The 19,570-nt window shown below is 40.3% G+C and carries 14 protein-coding genes and 2 pseudogenes; 9 read left to right on the forward strand and 7 right to left on the reverse strand.

What is annotated here, in order from left to right; translation table 11 throughout:
- Nucleotides 1-304 precede the first annotated feature (304 nt).
- The 3 genes from BS333_RS17355 to BS333_RS17365 all read right to left on the reverse strand — a co-directional run bounded on the left by BS333_RS17355 (nucleotide 305) and on the right by BS333_RS17365 (nucleotide 2,746).
- Nucleotides 305-604 carry a hypothetical protein gene (locus tag BS333_RS17355; RefSeq protein WP_021708785.1) on the reverse strand — a complete coding sequence of 100 codons (300 nt, stop codon included), beginning with the start codon at nucleotides 602-604 and terminating at the stop codon, nucleotides 305-307.
- Nucleotides 605-1,019: 415 nt separating this feature from the next.
- Nucleotides 1,020-1,502, reverse strand: coding sequence for a hypothetical protein (locus tag BS333_RS17360; RefSeq protein WP_021708784.1), 483 nt, complete (start codon nucleotides 1,500-1,502; stop codon nucleotides 1,020-1,022).
- 581 nt (nucleotides 1,503-2,083) lie between these two features.
- Entirely contained in the window at nucleotides 2,084-2,746 is a 663-nt protein-coding gene (locus BS333_RS17365) for a LexA family protein (protein ID WP_021708783.1), read from the reverse strand.
- A gap of 293 nt (nucleotides 2,747-3,039) precedes the next feature.
- Here BS333_RS17365 and BS333_RS17370 point away from each other — a divergent pair, with 293 nt between their 5' ends.
- Genes BS333_RS17370 through BS333_RS17380 form a run of 3 tightly spaced genes read left to right on the forward strand, consistent with a single transcriptional unit; the run spans nucleotide 3,040 to nucleotide 4,786 of the window.
- Entirely contained in the window at nucleotides 3,040-3,330 is a 291-nt protein-coding gene (locus BS333_RS17370) for a hypothetical protein (RefSeq protein WP_021708782.1), read from the forward strand.
- Nucleotides 3,330-4,199, forward strand: coding sequence for a helix-turn-helix domain-containing protein (locus tag BS333_RS17375; protein ID WP_021708781.1), 870 nt, complete (start codon nucleotides 3,330-3,332; stop codon nucleotides 4,197-4,199). Before BS333_RS17370 ends, BS333_RS17375 begins: the two co-directional genes overlap by 1 nt.
- Nucleotides 4,199-4,786 carry a hypothetical protein gene (locus tag BS333_RS17380; protein WP_021708780.1) on the forward strand — a complete coding sequence of 196 codons (588 nt, stop codon included), beginning with the start codon at nucleotides 4,199-4,201 and terminating at the stop codon, nucleotides 4,784-4,786. The genes BS333_RS17375 and BS333_RS17380 overlap by 1 nt, the downstream gene beginning before the upstream one ends.
- A gap of 179 nt (nucleotides 4,787-4,965) precedes the next feature.
- Here the strand turns inward: BS333_RS17380 and BS333_RS17385 are convergent, their stop codons facing one another.
- On the reverse strand, nucleotides 4,966-5,565 hold the full coding sequence (locus BS333_RS17385) for an SUKH-3 domain-containing protein (RefSeq protein WP_021708778.1): 600 nt from the start codon (nucleotides 5,563-5,565) through the stop codon (nucleotides 4,966-4,968).
- A gap of 698 nt (nucleotides 5,566-6,263) precedes the next feature.
- Between BS333_RS17385 and BS333_RS17395 the strand changes: the two genes are divergently transcribed.
- The gene (locus BS333_RS17395) at nucleotides 6,264-6,641 is read left to right on the forward strand and encodes a DoxX-like family protein (RefSeq protein WP_021708777.1); all 378 of its coding nucleotides are present in this window, start codon (nucleotides 6,264-6,266) and stop codon (nucleotides 6,639-6,641) included.
- A 151-nt stretch (nucleotides 6,642-6,792) separates the two neighbouring features.
- Here the strand turns inward: BS333_RS17395 and BS333_RS17400 are convergent, their stop codons facing one another.
- From BS333_RS17400 to BS333_RS22355, 3 genes and pseudogenes are all read right to left on the reverse strand, one after another.
- Nucleotides 6,793-7,881 carry a TolB-like translocation protein gene (locus BS333_RS17400; protein ID WP_237359110.1) on the reverse strand — a complete coding sequence of 363 codons (1,089 nt, stop codon included), beginning with the start codon at nucleotides 7,879-7,881 and terminating at the stop codon, nucleotides 6,793-6,795.
- 863 nt (nucleotides 7,882-8,744) lie between these two features.
- Nucleotides 8,745-10,418: a DUF262 domain-containing protein gene (locus tag BS333_RS17405; protein WP_021708775.1), complete on the reverse strand. Its 1,674-nt coding sequence runs from the start codon at nucleotides 10,416-10,418 to the stop codon at nucleotides 8,745-8,747.
- A 239-nt stretch (nucleotides 10,419-10,657) separates the two neighbouring features.
- Nucleotides 10,658-11,099 (reverse strand): annotated as a pseudogene (locus BS333_RS22355) (site-specific integrase); the annotation flags it as partial.
- Between the two features lie 113 nt (nucleotides 11,100-11,212).
- Between BS333_RS22355 and BS333_RS17415 the strand changes: the two are divergent.
- The 5 genes and pseudogenes from BS333_RS17415 to BS333_RS17435 all read left to right on the forward strand — a co-directional run bounded on the left by BS333_RS17415 (nucleotide 11,213) and on the right by BS333_RS17435 (nucleotide 19,516).
- Nucleotides 11,213-12,931, forward strand: a pseudogene (locus BS333_RS17415) (class I SAM-dependent DNA methyltransferase).
- On the forward strand, nucleotides 12,921-14,315 hold the full coding sequence (locus tag BS333_RS17420; RefSeq protein WP_021708771.1) for a restriction endonuclease subunit S: 1,395 nt from the start codon (nucleotides 12,921-12,923) through the stop codon (nucleotides 14,313-14,315). Before BS333_RS17415 ends, BS333_RS17420 begins: the two are co-directional and overlap by 11 nt.
- 127 nt (nucleotides 14,316-14,442) lie before the next feature.
- Nucleotides 14,443-17,712 carry a type I restriction endonuclease subunit R gene (locus tag BS333_RS17425; RefSeq protein ID WP_021708770.1) on the forward strand — a complete coding sequence of 1,090 codons (3,270 nt, stop codon included), beginning with the start codon at nucleotides 14,443-14,445 and terminating at the stop codon, nucleotides 17,710-17,712.
- A gap of 253 nt (nucleotides 17,713-17,965) precedes the next feature.
- Nucleotides 17,966-18,511 (forward strand): hypothetical protein, encoded by a 546-nt coding sequence (locus tag BS333_RS17430; protein ID WP_152428726.1) that lies wholly within the window; start codon nucleotides 17,966-17,968, stop codon nucleotides 18,509-18,511.
- Between the two features lie 60 nt (nucleotides 18,512-18,571).
- Nucleotides 18,572-19,516, forward strand: coding sequence for a hypothetical protein (locus tag BS333_RS17435; protein ID WP_021708768.1), 945 nt, complete (start codon nucleotides 18,572-18,574; stop codon nucleotides 19,514-19,516).
- The last annotated feature ends 54 nt before the right edge of the window (nucleotides 19,517-19,570 follow it).

The following is a 19,570-nucleotide window of genomic DNA, read 5'->3' on the forward strand; positions in this document are numbered from 1 at the left end:
GCCTTATGAAAAGAAAGAGTTTAATAATAACATGGCTATCCTATATGCTTTTGAGTGAAAAAGGGATGAAGTACGCAGATAATTTGCAACACTCTATTTTAAAGATTGCTGATGCGCAGAAAACAAAAGACGAAATCTTAGCGAGAGAATCATATTGAAAGAATGTATTAGTATCTAGACAATTTGAATATTACGACAACTGAGTCGATGTGAAGTTGACACACTTACGTCTATTCATTGTTCTGTGAGTATAAGTTATCAAAAAGTAATGCCGTCACTTGAACGGCATTTTTGTATTGATAATCTAGCTCTTAGTTTTCTCGAACCAGTAACTGTCCATTTGAGGTATCCAGTTTCGGTTTTTATCTTTTGGTAAGACGCCAGCCCATAGTAAATTCAGCTGCCTATTAAAAGTTCCAATAGAGTGCCCACCTTGCGCACCTTCAAATGATAATACCATTGGGCCTTTATTACTGACTCCTGCTTGTCCCTCATGGCAGTAGATTTTCGAGGTATGTTCTACATCAGGCGTTAATGAGTAGCTCATAGTTAACGTTGTGCAGTCTGTACCACAAGAGCCAGGTTGGGGGGCTGTAACATACATTATTAAACTAGAAGAGTTTATAGCAGTCCATTGCCCTGAAAGGTATGAACAATCAATAGGTTGTGTTTGATTTGCGTATATACTTTTAGAAGCAAGAAGACATAAAGATACAAGGAGGCATTTATTCATTAGAAAAACCATGAGATATAAAATATAGGCTTGTAATATGTCACATTGAAGTATTAATTGATAGCGTATATGTCTAATACTTTATGATCCCGTAAGTTAAAATAGGTTCTTCTGGATCCTACAGGTTTGCAAACGCGGGTACTGCTCGTGAAATAAAAATTTTTTGGGGCGTATGGCCACCACCACTGGCAAGCCGCTTAATGGTGAAAATTGAGCTTAACCACTGAGAGTGATGCGTAACGTTAAGCTGTAATGTCCTTGTTTGCTTAAAAAACGCGGTAAAGCATTATTTTAGAATAAACCCTTTATCGGGATATATAACCTCAAATTGATTTCCTTTGCCAACTAACTCCGTACAGACGCGCTTGTAACCAGCGACTAATCCATCACGTTCAGTAGACCTTTCAGAGTTAATGGTAAAATAAAAGCGATTAATACCAAGTTTATTTCCAATAGCCACACCTTCCAAGAGAGTTTTTATCGCATATCCTTGACGCTTGATTGACTCATCCATCACTACTGCAAAAAAGTGAATTCGACTCATTGGTTTCTCCCAGTAAAAGTAGCGAAAGCCTAAAATATTCTCTGATTCATCCTCTACAGCTAACACATAATTTAGTTCCTTTTTAGCAGAGGTTGGATCAACCTTTTCTAAGAAATTCGTATGATTATGAACATAGGAATAGAAATCCTGTGCAACGTTTTCTGTCATACGCGAGTCGTAGTCACTTTCCAATAAGTCTTGTGCCAAATACTGTACTATTTTCATCTGCTTACTCTGATGCAAGATTGTGTCAATACATAAAATACTTTTTATACTGAGATTATCCGCATTTAAAGAATGAATAATGCCGCTTTTTATTATCCAAATCAATGGTAAATCAATAGGTTAGTGGTGTTTTAAAGTTGTTAGATTAACCTTGAAGCTTTTTTACATGCTGAATAGAAGGATGATGAAGGTGTAAGGACAGAGCGAAAATTGGGGCTTTTTGATTACAAACACATGGGACAATTGATACATTTTTCATGATATTAACTCTCATGGAGTCTTTCTACTGATTTAAGTACCTTGAGAGTGCAAATTTAATTTGTATCTTTGAGATACCAAATTGAAATTAACTTGGGCCTTGTAAGTTCATAGTATGACGCGTCTTTTCAACTCAACTAATTACATGATAATGATTTTTTAATTAGTGAAAGTAGGGTAGAAAAATTTCTAAATGAGGGCATTTGTGACGCTAGAACACGTTACTGGGGAGTTAAGAGGGTAGGTGTTACAGCAATACTTTATAAGGTTTAACAACTAGAGTTTGAACAAGGTCGAGAATTATCGATTAATCTTGTAGCAAACTATTCCGGATTATAGCTACCTATGACAACACCACAAACCTCAATCCCATCTTCTAGTATTGGCCGGTAAGAGGGGTTGAGAGGCTTTAAATATTTCTCGCCATACTCGTTTTCTGCAAGCTGTTTGAATGTATGTCCCTTGATTGTTTTTGCTAAAACTCTTTTACCTACTGAGGCTTCTTTGAGTGGGTCAACAAAAATGATCGTTCCCTCTGGATAACTACGGCCGTATGGATTGGTCATTGAATCCCCGACAACACGCAAAGCAAACGTACGTTCCGATGCACCTAATGTTGGACAAAAAATCATCTCAGAATTGGCCGGTATAACTTGTGGCTCTGAACAGCAAAAGATACTGGCTTGAACCCAAGAGATAATAGGAACCTCGCGAACTGGAGTTGTGGTTGGAGAGTAGGCTTCCTTTTGATCTACAGTGTTTGTTGCTCTTGAATGGTCTAAGTCTAGCCAGCCGGTTTGCATACTGGTACATCTTTCAATATGACGAGCTAATTTTGAACCAATTGTCTTAGTAGGATTTTTTCCCATCACCCTACTAATTTGAGTAGCGGAACGATCCAGTACATTGGCGAACTCCGATAATGTCTTATACCGAGCAAGTAATGTGCGAGCATTTAGTAAACGGACTTCTTCAATAGTTTTCATTATTCGCCTGATCTTTGTGATGTACCACTACAACTATTTTATTTTCATGGACTCAAAAGGTACACGACCTTTACGGTTCATATGCTTTATTGTTTAATGTACCAAGTAGGTACCTATTACGTGCAAGGAGTATTGCGGAACTTATCTGACGATAAAAAAGCAGCGCTCGCGAGTCAATTAGAATCACGATAAACACAAGTTAAGGCCTGACATTTTCTAAATACAACTTAGTCAATCTAGGTCATGAAGTATGTTCACCAACAATCTGGTAAAAAACCAGTAAGGGAGGAACCATGCAACCCAGTTTAAAAAGTGTTATGCATAACGCGGTCGTCGCTTGGCGCAGCGAGGCCACTAAAGGACAGATCGCAGAATACATTTCACGTTCCTATCACAAGATGAAAATCTTCGAAGAGGAAGATTGCCAAGGGCAACATCTGTTTAGAATCCCCTCGGCTTTAAACAAACCAAACAATACTCAAAATCTATTTCACTACATCATGTGCAAAACAAGAGAACTTTGTGCAATGAGTCTTTCTTATCAAAATTACAATTCTGCATTGAATGCGAGGAGGGAAGCCTGATGAGTATGCTGCTTACCGCTCAAGCCATGCAGTTAAAAGTCGGCAATGCGACCCGTAAACTCGTCTTGCTGAAGCTAGCAGACAACGCCAATGATAATGGTGTGTGTTGGCCATCTTATGAATACATCGCTGATATGTGCGAAGTAGACCGCCGAACCGTGATGCGTCATATCAAAACGTTGGAAGAAATGGGGTTGGTTTCCGTGCGTATTCGTAAGGGAGAAAAGGGCAATGCGACCAATGTTTATCAGTTACATTTAGGGGGTGACAAATTGTCCCCCCCTAGTGACACACGATCACCAGGGGTAGTGTCACAGGATCACCACCCTAGTGATCCTGTGTCACCCGGAATCAGTCATAGAACCAGTCATAAAGAACCTAAAAAAAATATACAAAAAAGTTCGGCTGAACTTGAATCTTGTTTTAACCGACTTTGGGCGGTATTCCCAACCAAAAAATCCAGGAAAAACTCGTTAGCAAAATTCAAAAGCATCGTGAAAGCGCAAAGTGAACCTCCCGAGGTCTTCACCCAAATACTTTGTCAGGATATTGAAACACGGGAGGCCAACCGTCAATTTGGTTTCGACAGGCTTCACCTAACGACCTACTTGAATCAAGAGCGATGGAACGACGATCATGAAATCAATCAAGAAAGTCATGCAGCTAGAGGCTCACAAGCATATTTTGTTAGTCGTTCACCGCTGAGTGAGAGAAGGGTCAGAGTAGGGGCATTACCAGCAATAAATTCCCAATATTTAGCCGATAAAGTGGATGTAAAACCTGTCAATGAGATTACAAGGCCCGATCCAAGCATGTTTAATCAAAAATCGGTTTTTGCAAGGGTCGCTGCAATGGGGGCTAGAGCATAATGAAAATTGAAAGACTACTGGCCAAATTCAACGTAAAAGGGATGAACTACGACCCATCGTGCGGTGGGAAAGGGCTCATTTCACACGAAGAGCAGTTAGCCATCGTCGGCGCAGTATGGAAAGAATCGCCAATCGGATTCTTAGTGTTATTTGTGGAGTGCCTTCAAGATAAAACAGCACTTAATAAGTTGTATCAAGCAACGCTAATGGAAGCGAACACCCTGATGGATAAATGGCGTGGCCCATACTCAGAAAAGGCACTTCACGCGCTCGTGTCGACCGCTATTGCAGAAGCGACGCAGCAGTCTGGCCAAGTTTGCCCAGAGTGTAATGGCAGCGGTAAATACATTGCCAAAAACCGAGCCAGAAGAACCTGCCCATGCTGCGACGGCGGCCGTATAGGCTGGACCCAAGAAACTCGTTTTGCTTTCTTCTGTCAAACTTTGCCTGTCACCTTTTCACGCTTTAAGAGATACGAACCTGTTCTTAGCAAGTTAGTAAAGCACTTGGTCGATAAACGCAATGCAGCGGCTCTGGTGTTACAGGGAAGGTACGAGCAAGAAAAGGCCGTGGCGAAAATGTTATAAGAAAAGATACGTGCCCTAGACATGACGCTTTACTTCAAATTAAAAAGAGCAACGACCTGTTTGCTGAGAGGGTGCTAACTTGGTCATGCCCCTTTCTATTTCTATAGATTTTCGGTTACGTCGTAATAAGCCGACACTGAGTGTCTCTAAGATCTCAGCTTTCCTTAACAAACCCTTAATCACTTTGTCATTCTTAGAAATGACTTCAATCGTTGCCAAAAACCAGTTTTCAACGGAATAAGACCTAATTCGGTGTCATACAACCAGGGGGCCGGCGTTTTCGAATTGTAATAAGTTAACCTTTGCGAGGGTATTAATTTGCTTTCAACGCCCTCTGGATAGTTGAAACAATAGCAAGGATCAGGCTCGTCAATCCCGATCATATCCCTCTCATTGAAAACCATCGTTTCAATAAACTCATCTAAATTTGAACCCAAAAATATTAGTTGTCCCTCTAAGTAATAAAAGTCCCCATTTTTATCTAAATATAGGTAACCTCCTAATTCAGATAGCGAGCCAATTGGGTATAAATCTAAAGGGAGTTTATAATCCTCAATCATTTCCTGAATATCTCTTTTTGAGCAATCAAAATTCCTACTCGTTAGACGTAAAAGCCTCTTCTGACCAGTCTTACTAATTAGAGTGAGTCCATATATATTCCTTAATATGCTTTTGGCATTATCACTGATTGAATAGGCTGAATATTCTTCAGGCAATTCAACCATACGTTCACTACTCCAACCCATGGAGGTTAAATACTCTTCAGTTTTTTGTTGCATTGTCTATTAATCCATCTTTACGGCCTTGGTGCAACAAGCCCATTCTTTCCAGGTGATATGTTTGTTATTGACATATTTTATTTCAAGATAAATAAAGATATTTAAATCTATATAATTATTGAAATATTAACATTATAAGTGATTGATATGAAATGAAAGTATAAAGTTTTAATATCATTTAAACGAATGATTTAGTTGCTCTCAAACCTGAAAAAGTGTTATTTTCTCTATAGTCAATTTAATTCAGCTATTTAGCTCATCATTTAATGAAATTCAGTACTCAAAGAAAAATTTATCGCTCACGAAAAAAATTTCATTTTTTTATTTATCGTACTAGTAGAATAATATTTAACCTGGGCGGTGGGATATTTTTGGGCTTTGCATCTGTCGGATACTGGATGCGTCGTAGTCAGGAAACAATAACGATCTCCAATATAAGGCATAGTATGGTACTCGAAAATACTGAATTCCTTAAGTTTCAGGAATTATGCATAAGTGTATTTTTGGGTTTCCTTGCTTTCTGCTTTCTGGGATGTTCTTTTATTTATATCATTAAGGCGTATTGTAAAGATAATTATCAAGCGTCAAGAAGAAAATGGAGAAAAAACAGGCGTGATAGAAAACTAAAGAAAAAAGCTGATGGTAATCCTTAACGACAAAGTGGCTTGGTGCAAAAACCTCAAATTGAAGGAGAACATATGACTACTGTGCAAATCGCTAGGTTCATAATTACCTCTGCGTGGTTATATCATGGTCTAGCTCCAAAGCTAATACAGATAGCACCGCTTGAACAATTTATTTCAGGAAGTGTAGGTTTTGGAGAGGAAATAACTTACATATTCATAAAAGTGGCAGGGATTGCAGAGGTTATGTGGGGAGTAATATTCTTCTTTTTTTACAAAGTTAGAGTAGTCCTACTATTAAATATTATCGCTTTGATTGGCTTGCTCTTAGCGGTCGCAGCGTTGCAACCTCAACTTTTAATTGAAGCGTTCAACCCTGTAACAACAAATATTCCTCTGATAGCTTTTACGGTCATTATTCTTACAAGTCATAAACATTGTAGAGAAAGTTAAGGGACAAATTGGGATTTAGAGAAGACGTAGAAGTGTTGCTAACCAAGCCCTCATTTTGTGCAGGTGGCAAGGTTTGAGAAGCTTGGCCATAACACCTTGCTTAGAGAGGGGCTTGTGCAACACTTGGGATTTAACGTTGGCTACGCAACGCTTAATCCTTAAACCACAGACCGTTATTTGCTGACGCATTATATAAGCTCAGATTTGAGTTTAACCCTGTAGAGCCGTTACCAAGCGGCCTCCAGCGCCAATTTAGCTGTTTCTCTCGGTCGGCAACATAAAGAGGAGATAGGCGAGCCCCCGCACTAAATTTGGCATCCTTACCAAAAACCAATGGTCTTCTAAAATTTTTATCTTTTATTTCTTCGACAGTTTCTTTTTCTACATCGAAATAGTAATCAGCTTCCATATTAGTTCCCCAAGCAAAACGGCCCCCTGGACTAACCGAGCGAAATTTTAACCTCTCATATCGCATGATTTCTTGACCTGGTTTCATGCTAATCTTCTTTGTTTCAAGGGTTTTAATATTTCTTTTATACAGACCAGTAGCACCCACCGAAGTTAGGTTATCGCCATTGAGAACAGCGCCAAAAGCAACACCAAAATTCGATTCTGTAATTTCGCCGGTTTCAGAATCCCATCGAGCACTCGTTGAATTAGAACTGACTTTTGATGTCTGAAAGTACAAATAGCGGCTGTCTGAAGACCAAACCATCCCCGGTCGAGCGCCACCCGGTAAACGTGTCTGTTGTTGAGTTTTTAGGTCATAGACATATTTTGAGCTTGCTCTATCAACCCATGAAACATACCGCAAGTTAGGTGAGCGTCTAATCAGCTCAATGCCATCAACATCCGATTCAGGCACGACCAATCGCAAATCGGTACCGTCCGTTTTCATGCTCCAAATTCTTAAATTGTATCGATTATCGTCAGTCGACCAGGCAAATTGAAAGCGTGGTAAGTCATAAGAGCTTGGATCCTCGATGTCTTCTCTCGGCCACTCGTCAGCGTTTTGAATGTGATACTGAGGAAAGAGTCTAGAGACGTAGGTCAAGCCTTCAGCCGTTTGTTTAAAATTATCGGTATCGCTGTACTTCATAACATAGTAATTATGTTCACCTACGTAAGTACGTTTGGGGTATTGCTCTTGTAACGTCAGCTCTTTCTCATCATTCGCTTCATTTAATTGCAACGAACTGTCGCAACCATAAAACGCAAAGCTGAGAAGGGTAATTAACATTGTTTTTTTCATTGTTAGCCTAATAAGTCTGTTATTCTTATTTTTGTTGTTAGCTTAATGGATTTAAAAGAATTTTGTTGAAAAAATCATGTTCTACAATTGTTTATCATTGAACAATGCCTTACGGTCAAGTCTGAATTCAAAGTGTGAAAGCAGGCTTGGCCAACCATCCAAGCTTCTTCCTTTATTCAAAGCCCGTGATAGTGCATTAATTTCCGCACATTCACGGCGAAGCAATTGCCAAGTGCATTACCTAATGCACTTTATGCCTTCATTATGAGTGTTTGGTTAGTCAAAGTGACCTTTTGATTGGTCAAGTTATCTTTATATCTTTTTAGTAATGATGACCAATTGAAATGGTAGAAGAGGTACGAATAAATCGCTGAGTGTTACAACTACTCAAAGTATTATTATTTGCCCACAAAAAGAAGGTAAAGAGAATACTGACATCGATGAAAGAGTCAAACTCAGCGATGTAAAAGGGGAGTTAGTGTCACTCTCTGATTGGTATTTTGGTGCTAGAGAAGTATTAAACCATTTAGCGACTCTAGGTGTGCCCGTAATCAATGAAGAGAACAAAGCGCCGTAGGTAATTCATTCTTTTATTTGGTGTGTGAAGTCGTCAATTGAATTCAGACTTAGCCATAACCATAACGTCTTACTCAGTGATGAATCATAGGGAATGTTTGGCGGGTTGTGAGGTTTAATCTACTATCGATATTTTTAAATCATTAGGTACAAAATCACAGGGTGAATATCTGAAAATCAGTTCGCTTGTTCTACTTCATAACTTTGCTAAATATATGAACCGCATGTTGCCACTATCCAGTCTCAATCGACTCTGGATAGTGTCTGGTTACCCTTTACCTAAATGACCATTCAGTGATCGCAAAGTCGACGATTTTGTTATGCCGTTCATTTATTGCTTCACAATCCCACATTGGGGCCTCGCTATCTTTAACAAAAGAAGCAATCTCAGCTTGTTGGTTGAGAATTGGGTTCTTTATGTAAGACATTAATTTATCAGCAAATGGTTTGTTTCCGATGGACGCATTGTGCGACCCTGATATAAGCATCAAGTTACCAAGACAATTGAGGTATTCAGAGCTAAAGTCTTCGGAATATTCACCCTGCTCATTGAGTTCATATCCTATTTCGATAGGATTCCCATCAGTAGGTGTGCGCGGTGCTATATGTTCAATTTGTTGGTTAGTAATCTTGAACCCTTCGACTGAATATCCCGCTCCCTGAAGATAACTCTCATAGCTCCAAAGCAGGTAGCTTAGTACATTATTTCCGTACATCCCGCCATGTAGATAGTTCTTCGTATTTGTATCACTCCAATACCATATATCGTTGAGCTTACTTGTTATTTTTTCTGATAAGACAGCATTGTTGCCATCGTAGGAGAGCAGAATTTCATTGAGACGCTCTTGGATATTTGCCCGACTATTGATGAGCTTAGCCCTAAAGGTTATCACTTCAAGAATGCGGAAAAGAGTTGGGAGATCTGAAGGGTTATAACGGTAGCCCTTAATAATGAATGGGTAAATGTACGCGGGGATCCCAAGTTTAAACAGTCTTTTCGCATACAAACTCTCTTCATGTTGTAACTTATCTATGGCCACGAATGAATCGTTTAAACTTCGAACGTACTCTTTTATCCAGGTAACCTTGTCATCTTTGTCACGGAAAGCTTCCTTCAAGTCATCCAGAGTACGGTAGGCATACCCCTTGATATAGGCATTGTTGTGGTAAATCAGCACACTATCTTCATTAATACGTTCTATGTTGTTGATCACCTGATAAATGCGTTTAAATATGTTCGATACAAATTCGATATTGTTATCAACATCATCAGCAGGGCTATTCACGTACATCTGATACATGAAATACGATTTGACCTTTTCCATATTGGTCAATTCTTTGCCTCTATTATTTTCCAGTTCAAACATCAGAGCCGCATCCTTCTTACCCTCCAATTCGATGATGGTAAGGTCGGTATTTTCAAGCTTCTCCTGGATGCTTACAAGACGTGCGGTATCAAGTTTAGAAAGTTGTTTAGTGAAGTATGCTTTCGCTTCAAGTAGTTTCTTTTGTGATGGAGAATAGGCATCAAACTGATCGTGATTTTCGACAATTAGGCAGTCATAACAACTTCGATCATATTCAACTGGGCGAAGTTTAATATTTTTATCTCTGATGAAGGCTTCTTCAGTGTCATCAATGTCAAAATCATGCTCTGACAGGTCATTTCGTGTCTTTAATACATTGAGCAGAGAGCGAACAAATATAGTAATGGTAGTGACCCTTTGCTGGCCGTCAATGATTTCGTATAACTTGTTCTTTTCAACGCATTCAAGAAGAATATTCCCGAAAAAATAATTGTTTTCCCCATCTACTTGCTCATAAAGATCTGACAAGAATTCATTCCAGTTGTTCTCTCCCCAAGCATAAGCCCGCTGGTATACAGGGATCTCGTAACTAACCTTGGAGGGCTCAAAGAAAGCCAATACTGTGGTTTGATTAAAGTTCATTTTACTCCCATTACTAAATATCGCAAAGTGTTTAATATCAACAGGTTAATCATAGTGAATGCATTAAAAGGAAACAGTGAAGAATGCAGTATTTTTTGATTCATTACATAAGAACCCATATTTGGGGTTGTCGTGGTTCACTAAAACTGACCCCTGATTAAGGGGCATTGCATGGTGGTTCCTCACGTCTCACAACTCACCGAAATCCTTAGTGCATCTTCAATCTCGACACTAAGGCTTTAATTAGTAATTGATAATTTAGTATAATGTGCAATTGAACAAATAGTCCTAAGATGCTTATTCTTAACGTAGATCAAAGAATATTTGGTACGATGTGTGGAATATATGCGCATTGCGTTTTGTCTAAGCTGGTATTGCTCACCCAGCGGCTCACTAGCGTGGTGTAGAAATGGTATGAAATCGGGTGTCTCACGGCGTGGGCAGGGGAGAAGGAAGTCTTCTGCTGTGTCACGATGGCTCTCGGCATCACACAGCCACTGCGGCTGATATCTTGCACTTTGTGGTTTTGCAGGTCACAAGACCTTAGCTTGCTATCAATGGCAAGATTGAACAGCGCCAACTTAAATAAGCGCTCTTCAAGCTCTAAGCGAATTCGAATCCGCCAAATACCTTTAATTTGAACGCTTTCTTCTGACCAACTCGCTTACCTTTGTTCCAAGCTACCTTGGTGTACTCTTTACTTCATAAAAACCACGATCAAATAGACATAAATCAAAGTAAATCGAAAGCTGAGTGCTATTATGTGTGCATTGTTGCATATTAAGTAAACTCAAATGAACCAACAAGAACAACTATTCCTGAAAGAGCTTGAAAGTAAGCTCTGGACAGCAGCAGAAAAGCTGCGCTCAACGCTCGATGCGGCACAGTACAAGCATGCAGTGTTAGGTCTAATCTTCGTTAAATACGTTTCTGATGCGTTTAAGTTGCGTCAGGATGAAATCAAAGCTGACCTTGCTAACCCAGATCACGAATACTACCTAGATCCAGCCGACTTCTCTTAAGAAGAACTGGCTGAAGAGATTGCTAATGAACTAGAGGTTCGCGACTTCTACACCGAGAAGAACGTGTTCTGGCTGCCAACAGAGTCTCGCTGGCAGTTCTTGCAAGATAATGCACCTATAGCTATTGGTGGTGCCGACCTTGAGATTGACGGCCCAAATCAGCAAAAAGTCACCAAGAAAATCACTTCTGTTGGTCACCTAATTGATAACGCACTTGAAGGTATCGAGCGCGACAACCCGAAACTGAAAGGCGTACTGAACAAATCCTACTCTGCTTTGAAGATTGACCAAGCGAAGCTGAATGAGCTAATCAACTTGATTGCCACTATTCCGTTTGTTCATGCAGACCTAAACAGTAAAGACATCCTTGGTCACGTATATGAATACATGCTTGGTCAGTTTGCACTGGCTGAGGGTAAAAAAGGTGGTCAGTTCTATACGCCAGCATCCATCGTATCGCTGATTGTTGAAATGATTGAACCGTTTGAAGGTCGCGTCTATGACCCTGCAATGGGTAGCGGCGGTTTCTTTGTGCAATCGGAGAAGTTTATCGAGCGTAGAGCAAATCAAAAAGAACTCGACTCGCTAACGCAAAAGCAGAAGATCTCTATCTACGGTCAGGAATACAACCACACCACATGGCAGCTCGCGGCGATGAACATGGCGATCCGTGGTTTGGATTACGACTTCGGTAAAGAGCCTGCCAGCACTTACACCAATGACCAGCACCCTGATCTTCGTGCTGATTTCATCATGGCGAACCCACCGTTCAACATGAAAGAGTGGAACACAGGTGTTGATGATAACGATCCCCGTTGGATCTACGGCAATCCGCCTTCAGGTAATGCGAACTTTGCGTGGATGCAGCACATGCTTTATCACCTTGCACCGGATGGCTCGCAAGCCTTGTTACTTGCCAACGGTTCGATGAGCTCCAGTACCAATAATGAAGGTGAAATCCGTGCTTCCTTAATTGAAAACGATTTAGTGGAATGCATGGTGGCACTGCCGGGTCAGCTGTTTACCAATACCCAAATCCCAGCATGTATCTGGTTCCTAACCAAGAACAAAACCGCTCGCACCGATAAAGCGGGTCGCAAACTGCGTGATCGCAAAGGTGAAGTGCTGTTTATTGATGCGCGTAACCTTGGCTACATGAAAGATCGTGTACTGCGTGATTTCACCCGCGATGATATTCAGAAAGTCGCTGATCTTTACCATGCGTGGAAAACTGGAGCAGAAGTAAATGGCATCGTTTATGAAGACCAAGCAGGCTTCTGTAAATCAGCAACCCTTGAAGAAATCACCAAGCACGATTTTGTATTAACTCCGGGACGTTATGTTGGCGCTACTGAAGAGCTAGACGATGGCATTCCATTCGGTGAGAAGATGGCAACGCTAACAACTAAATTGAGTGAGCAATTTGCTGAGTCAGCAACGCTAGAAGCTGAGATCAAGAAGAACCTAGCGGGGTTGGGTTATGACATCTAAATGGCCTGAGGTATCCTTAGCTGATATTTACGATATCCGTTCGGGTCTATCAAAACCAGCAAGTGCATTTGGTAGTGGTTACCCGTTTCTAAGTTTTAAAGAAGTCTTTGGTAATTATTTTGTTCCTGAAGAATTATCTCAGTTGGTTGAGTCTTCAGAAAAGGAGCGCGCAAATGGTTCGATAAAGAGAGGTGATGTCTTCCTTACTCGGACAAGCGAAACAATGCATGAGCTTGGTATGAGTAGCGTAGCTTTAAAAGACTACGAAAACGCTACTTTTAACGGGTTTACCAAACGACTACGTCCCAAGGAAGGTACTTCTTATGAAGTGCACCCAGAATTTGTCGCTTACTATTTTAGAAGCCCACGCTTCAGAACTAGTATGCTCGCATTCTCGACATTATCAACAAGAGCTAGTCTAAACAACGATATGATTAGTCGTTTGACGCTACCTTTGCCTCCAATTGAAGAACAGGAGAGAATAGCTAACATACTGAAATGTCTAGATGATAAAGCTTCAGTTAACACTAGCACTAATCAAATACTAGAACAAATGGCTCAAGCCATCTTTAAGTCATGGTTTGTCGACTTCGATCCTGTCAAAGCCAAGATGAATGGCGAGCAACCAGAGGGTATGGATGCGGCTACTGCCTCGCTATTCCCAGAAAAGCTCGTTGAATCTGAGTTGGGTTTGATACCAGAAGGTTGGGAAGTTGGAACTTTAGATAGCCATACATCTATGATTATCGACCATCGTGGAAAAACACCTAAAAAGCTCGGTAGTGACTGGGTTGAAGAGGGTTATCCAGCGATCTCGGCAAAAAATATTAAGTCCAAGAAGATTGTTCGCCCAGACACAATCCGTTTTATCGATGAAGTTACATATAAGAAATGGATGAAAGAGCCTCTTATCAAAGGTGACATCATCATGACGTCTGAAGCACCGATGGGTGAACTGTACTTCTTTGATGGTTCACAAGATTTTTGCTTAAGCCAACGACTTTACGGTCTTAGAGCTAACAGTGATGTTTGCAGTCCAGAGTTCTTGTTTAACTGGCTCCAAACAACAAAAGCAAAGTCAGATATGGAAGGTCGAGCTTCAGGTACAACTGCCTTGGGCATTAAACAAGCTGAGCTTCGCAAGGTTAAGATCTTGACGCCACCACGAGAGCTTCTCGAAAAGTACAGTGTTGTAGCAAGTAATCTCGTGGGTATGGCAGCAAAGAATAACGCTCAAAATACTGTTCTTGAAGACTTGCGCGACACCTTACTTCCTAAATTGCTTTCGGGCGAAATCGAATTAGAGGCAAGCAAACCATTAGTTGAGCCGCTCCCATGGCTACTTGATTTAGATACAAGAGAACAAGTGGTTGAGGCTGTCTAATGGCAACCCGAGTAGAAATGATCATAGAAACGCTTAAGGCGCATCCTGAGCAAAAATGTACTGCTCGGTCTGTTTATGGTTGCTTGATTCATCGTGCTTGGAATCAATAATAAGGGAGATAGTGGTCATGATTACAGAACACCAACTAGAACAGCTCTGTCTTGATTGGTTCGTAGACCAAGGTTACCTCTATAAAAATGGCTACGATATCGCCCCTGACGGTGATACACCTGAACGTGACGATTATCACCAAGTCGTGCTGAAACAACGCTTACTGGAGCGTTTAGAAGTACTGAACCCTGAGCTACCACAAGAAAGCTTGGCTGTGGTGGTGAGCACGGTGAGTACACCGGATACGCCAGTTCTGATTAAAAGCAACCGAGTTTTCCATAAATACCTGATTGAAGGCGTGCCTGTTGAGTACCCCGTGTATGAAGACGGGGAAACTGGTCAGTTGGAAACAAAGACTAAGCACACTCATGCGCGTTTAATGGACTTTACCAATCCAAATAACAACGAGTTTTTGGTTGTCAATCAGTTCACTATTACAGGTAAAAAGGGCAACCGTCGCCCGGATATCGTGGTGTTCATTAATGGTTTGCCTATTGCGGTTATCGAGCTAAAAAATCCAGTTAAGACGCATTCTGATATTTGGAATGCTTATAACCAGCTTCAAACCTACAAAGAAGAAATATCGGATCTATTTGTATTTAATGAAGCCTTGGTGATTAGTGATGGTGTCATTGCCAAAGTGGGGTCATTAACGGCAAATCAAGAACGATTTTTACCGTGGAAAACCGTTACAGGTGAAGATGATAAACCACTGTTAGAGTTTCAGTTAGAAACCATGGTACGCGGGTTCTTTAGACCGGATTTGCTTTTAGATTACATTCGCTATTTCATCTTGTTTGAAACCGACCATGACAAAATTATTAAAAAAATTGCAGGTTATCACCAGTTTCATGCTGTTCGTGCTGCGGTAGAAGCGACCGTTAAAGCAAAACAGGGGGGGGATGATTTACCAATGGTGGCTGAAAGTGTTGGGAAGTATCAAGTTCAAGCAACGAAGGGTTTAGAAAACATCAAATCCGGTAGCGGTAAAGCTGGTGTGGTTTGGCATACTCAAGGCAGCGGCAAAAGTATCTCTATGGTTTGTTATGCCAGTAAGTTATTGCAGCAACCCGCGATGAATAATCCAACCATCGTTGTGGTTACCGACCGAAATGACTTAGATGGCCAACTTTACAATACCTTCAGTATGGCGAGCGAGACGCTAAAGCAAATTCCTCAGCAAGCAGATGATCGTGAGGAATTGCGGGATTTGCTACTCAACCGTCAATCAGGCGGCATCATCTTCACCACGATTCAAAAATTTGCGTTATTGGCAGATGAAACAGAGCATCCCGTTTTATCTGAGCGAGCCAATATTGTGGTGGTATCGGATGAAGCGCACCGCAGTCAATATGGTAACAAATCCAAGTTAGTATCAATCAAAGATGATGATAATAATGTGATAGATTCTAAGTATGTGTTTGGGTATTCGAAATACATGCGTGATGCACTGCCTAATGCGTCTTTCATTGGCTTTACGGGTACACCCATTGCCGTTGATGACAAAGACACGCGTGGTGTGTTTGGTGAATATGTCTCTATATACGATATTCAAGATGCTGTCGATGATGGTGCTACGGTACCCATTTATTATGAATCGCGCCTAGCAAAGCTTGATATCAACCAAGCTGAAATTGAAAACCTTAACGATCAAATTGACGATGAGATCAGCGAGGAAGATGAAACAGAAACGCGTGAAAAAATTAAGTCGCAATGGGCAACGCTAGAAAAGCTCGTTGGTGCAGAGCCTCGTATCAAACAGGTTGCTCAAGACTTAGTGGCACATTTCACCACTCGTACTGAAACGTTTCCTGGTAAAGCGATGATTGTTGCAATGAGTCGCGAAATATGTGTCGATTTATATAACGCGATTGTAGCGATCAAACCTGAATGGCACAGCGATGATCCTAATCAGGGTGCTATTAAAATTGTCATGACTGGCTCTGCTTCTGATAAAGAAAAAATGCAGCCTCATATTCATGATAAAAAAACAAAAAAGCTGTTTGAAAAACGCTATAAAGACACCAATGATGAGCTGAAGTTAGTGATTGTACGAGATATGTGGTTAACCGGCTTTGATGCCCCATGCTGCCATACCATGTACATCGACAAGCCAATGAAAGGGCATAACCTTATGCAGGCCATTGCTCGTGTTAACCGTGTTTTTAAAGATAAACCCGGCGGTCTTGTTGTCGATTATATTGGCATCGCCAGTGAACTTAAAAACGCCCTGAAAACGTACACAAACAGCCATGGTAAAGGGCAACCAACCGTTGATACTGCTGAAGCTTTCGCTGTCTTGATGGAAAAGATTGATATTGTTCGCGGGATGTTTGCTACGCCAGTTGATGACAGGGTATTTAACTACCGTCCTAACTTTGAAACCGAGGCTTTACGTTTGCTGCCGGGCGCGGTAAATCATTTATCAGGTTTGTCACATATCGATAGCAATGGCAAGGAAGTGCGCGATGGCAAGCGTCGGTTCCTAGATGTGATGGCCGCAATGACGAAAGCCTATTCGCTGTGTAATACCATGGATGAAACCCAAGGCTATAAAAATGAGATAGCCTTTTATTCTGCGATTAAGACGGCGTTTGTTAAGCACTCAACGGTTGATAAAAAACGCACTGATGAACAGCGTAACAGTGCGTTAAAGCAAATTTTAGATAATGCCATTATTGCTAATGGTGTGGATGACATTTTCTCGATGGTGGGGTTAGATAAACCGAATATCGGATTGCTTTCTGACGAGTTCTTAGAAGATGTAAAGAACCTAAAAGAGAAAAACCTTGCGGTAGAATTGCTTGAAAAGCTCTTGCGCGATGAAGTCAAAGCACGAATGAAAAATGATGTGGTGCAGGAAAAGAAATACTCAGATCGCATTCTAACGACGCTAAACAAATACCATAACCGTAGTATCGAAACTGCACAGGTCATTGAAGAGTTAATTAAATGGGCTAAAGAGATGGCTGCTGACGCTGAGATGGCGGCAGGGCTGAACCTGTCAGCGGATGAAATCGCTTTTTATCGAGCATTGGTTGCGAATGAAGCATCGGTACGAGTGTTAGGTGATGATAACCTTCGTCAATTGGCCATTGAATTAACCATACAACTGCGCAAATCAGCCTCCGTTGATTGGCAAAAGCGAGAAAGCGTTCGGGCCCGCATGCGTAATTTAGTACGCCGGCTTTTGCGCCGCTGGAAGTACCCGCCAGATGAGGCTGAAGAAGCCATCAAGCTGGTTTTAGAGCAAGCAGAAGTGCTCGCTGATGGTTGGTATAAGTAATGAGAAAGGCAGGGCAGATACCCTGCCTTTTGAGTATCTATTCACATATGGCTTTTATACAAGATCGAATAGTCACACCTTCGAGATAAAAAATATAATCCCAAATGAACCAAATTAGGTTTGTCCCCTAACCAATAAATGTCTAAAGACCTGCTAATAGGCCGGCGCACTTTATATGAGGATAGAGTAAAAATCTCGATATATTTTCTTTAATTTTTATTGGCTTATGTTAAATTAAGCGAAAGTAGAGTAGGTGGAAAAACGAGACTGTCTGTTACTAAAGATGTTAGGCTTAAAAACAATGCTAAGTGAATCACAAAATATCGAGACCTATAAAATGCTTGGACAAGTAGCAATGTGTGCTGGTGGAAGCGAGTTTAAAATTTCGTGGGCAATGAGCTTACTTGAACAAGGTCTCGAAACAGAAAATCTAGCGATTCTGGCCACTTTACTTAAGCCCGTGAACGAATTCGAAGCTGATGATTATTTCAACCGTGTTCTAGCTGAGTTAAGTATTACTCGTCCAAGCGATGAAGCGGCTATTGAGGGTTATGTAAAAGTAATAACCGATGAAGTGACAAAAGGGTATCTTTTACCTGAATCAGCGGTGTCGAAGATCTGTGCTGCAAATGTTCGACTAGATTATCCAGGTTTTTTGGGGGAATTTACTACTTTGGAAGATGAGTGGTATTGTGAATGTATTAACGGGTGGTCAAAACAGAAGAGAAATGAAGAAATTATTAAGGCTTGTAAAGAAGCATATGAAGCTCTCAACTACCCATACATCAGAGAAGCCTAAAAAGCAGAAAACTTACCTTGATATGATAGACGGCGAACTTGCGGATTATGAGAGATATTTATGATTAATAATGATAAGTTATTCATTAGATCCAAATATGCTCAAAAACTTATTAATGGCAGAGACTTCTTTTTACAGAAAAAAAATATAGAGCCCGAAGAAGAGCCACTTGAGCCATTTATGCGTGTTACAGATGACATACTTTGTGTTCGTGAACACAGGTATAATATACGCTCTGTATATATAATTCCGTTTGTTATAGCTTTTTGGATTATATTAATATATGCTGTTAGTAATATAGGATTAAACTCAAATAATATTTCTTATGCGAAAGAAAAACTAATTGAATATGAAGAAATGAAAAAAAGTGGTATTTATTTTGATGAATTTGATACTAATAGTCTTAACTATTTTAAAGGTTTATTCGGAGAAAATAAAAAATATTCAATTATCAATTACTTAAAAACAGTGTATTTATATGCTAACGAAGGTCACCGTGAGGCTGTAAAAAATAATTTAATTACTATAGCTATCATATCAATTTTTACATTTTACTTAACTCTCTTCTTTATAAAATCGCCAAGGCCCGCTGATATTTATTTTGATCGTAGGCGGAAAATTGTTTATACGTGGGTTCTAGGTCGTTTAGCAGCATGCCGGTTTGAGAATTTGGGATTTTTAGAGAAAAGTACAGGTGTTGTTTTATACCTTTATGGAGATAAAAGGAATGATCACGGAAATTATGATCTGATCCGTATGAAAGTGCAACCGACAGGTGGTGTATTTCTTAATTCAGAAGAAGGGAATAACTATTTTCTTCAGCAAATATTCAACTTTATGGAATTTGGTAAAAGCTCACTTATTACTGGAGATAGCTTTAATAGAAATCAGCCTAAAACATATTTTTTCACTGATAAGAAACCGGAACCATTCGAAGAAAGACTAAAAGACATTCTAGAACACGAACATATTCTTCCTAAATTATATCGCAATCTAAAAGAGTAACTAAGCATTAGATGCTTCAAGTCCGCATTTTATTTTGGACTCAGTCACTAATCT

It is taken from the genome of Vibrio azureus (genome assembly GCF_002849855.1).
Lineage (GTDB): Bacteria > Pseudomonadota > Gammaproteobacteria > Enterobacterales > Vibrionaceae > Vibrio > Vibrio azureus.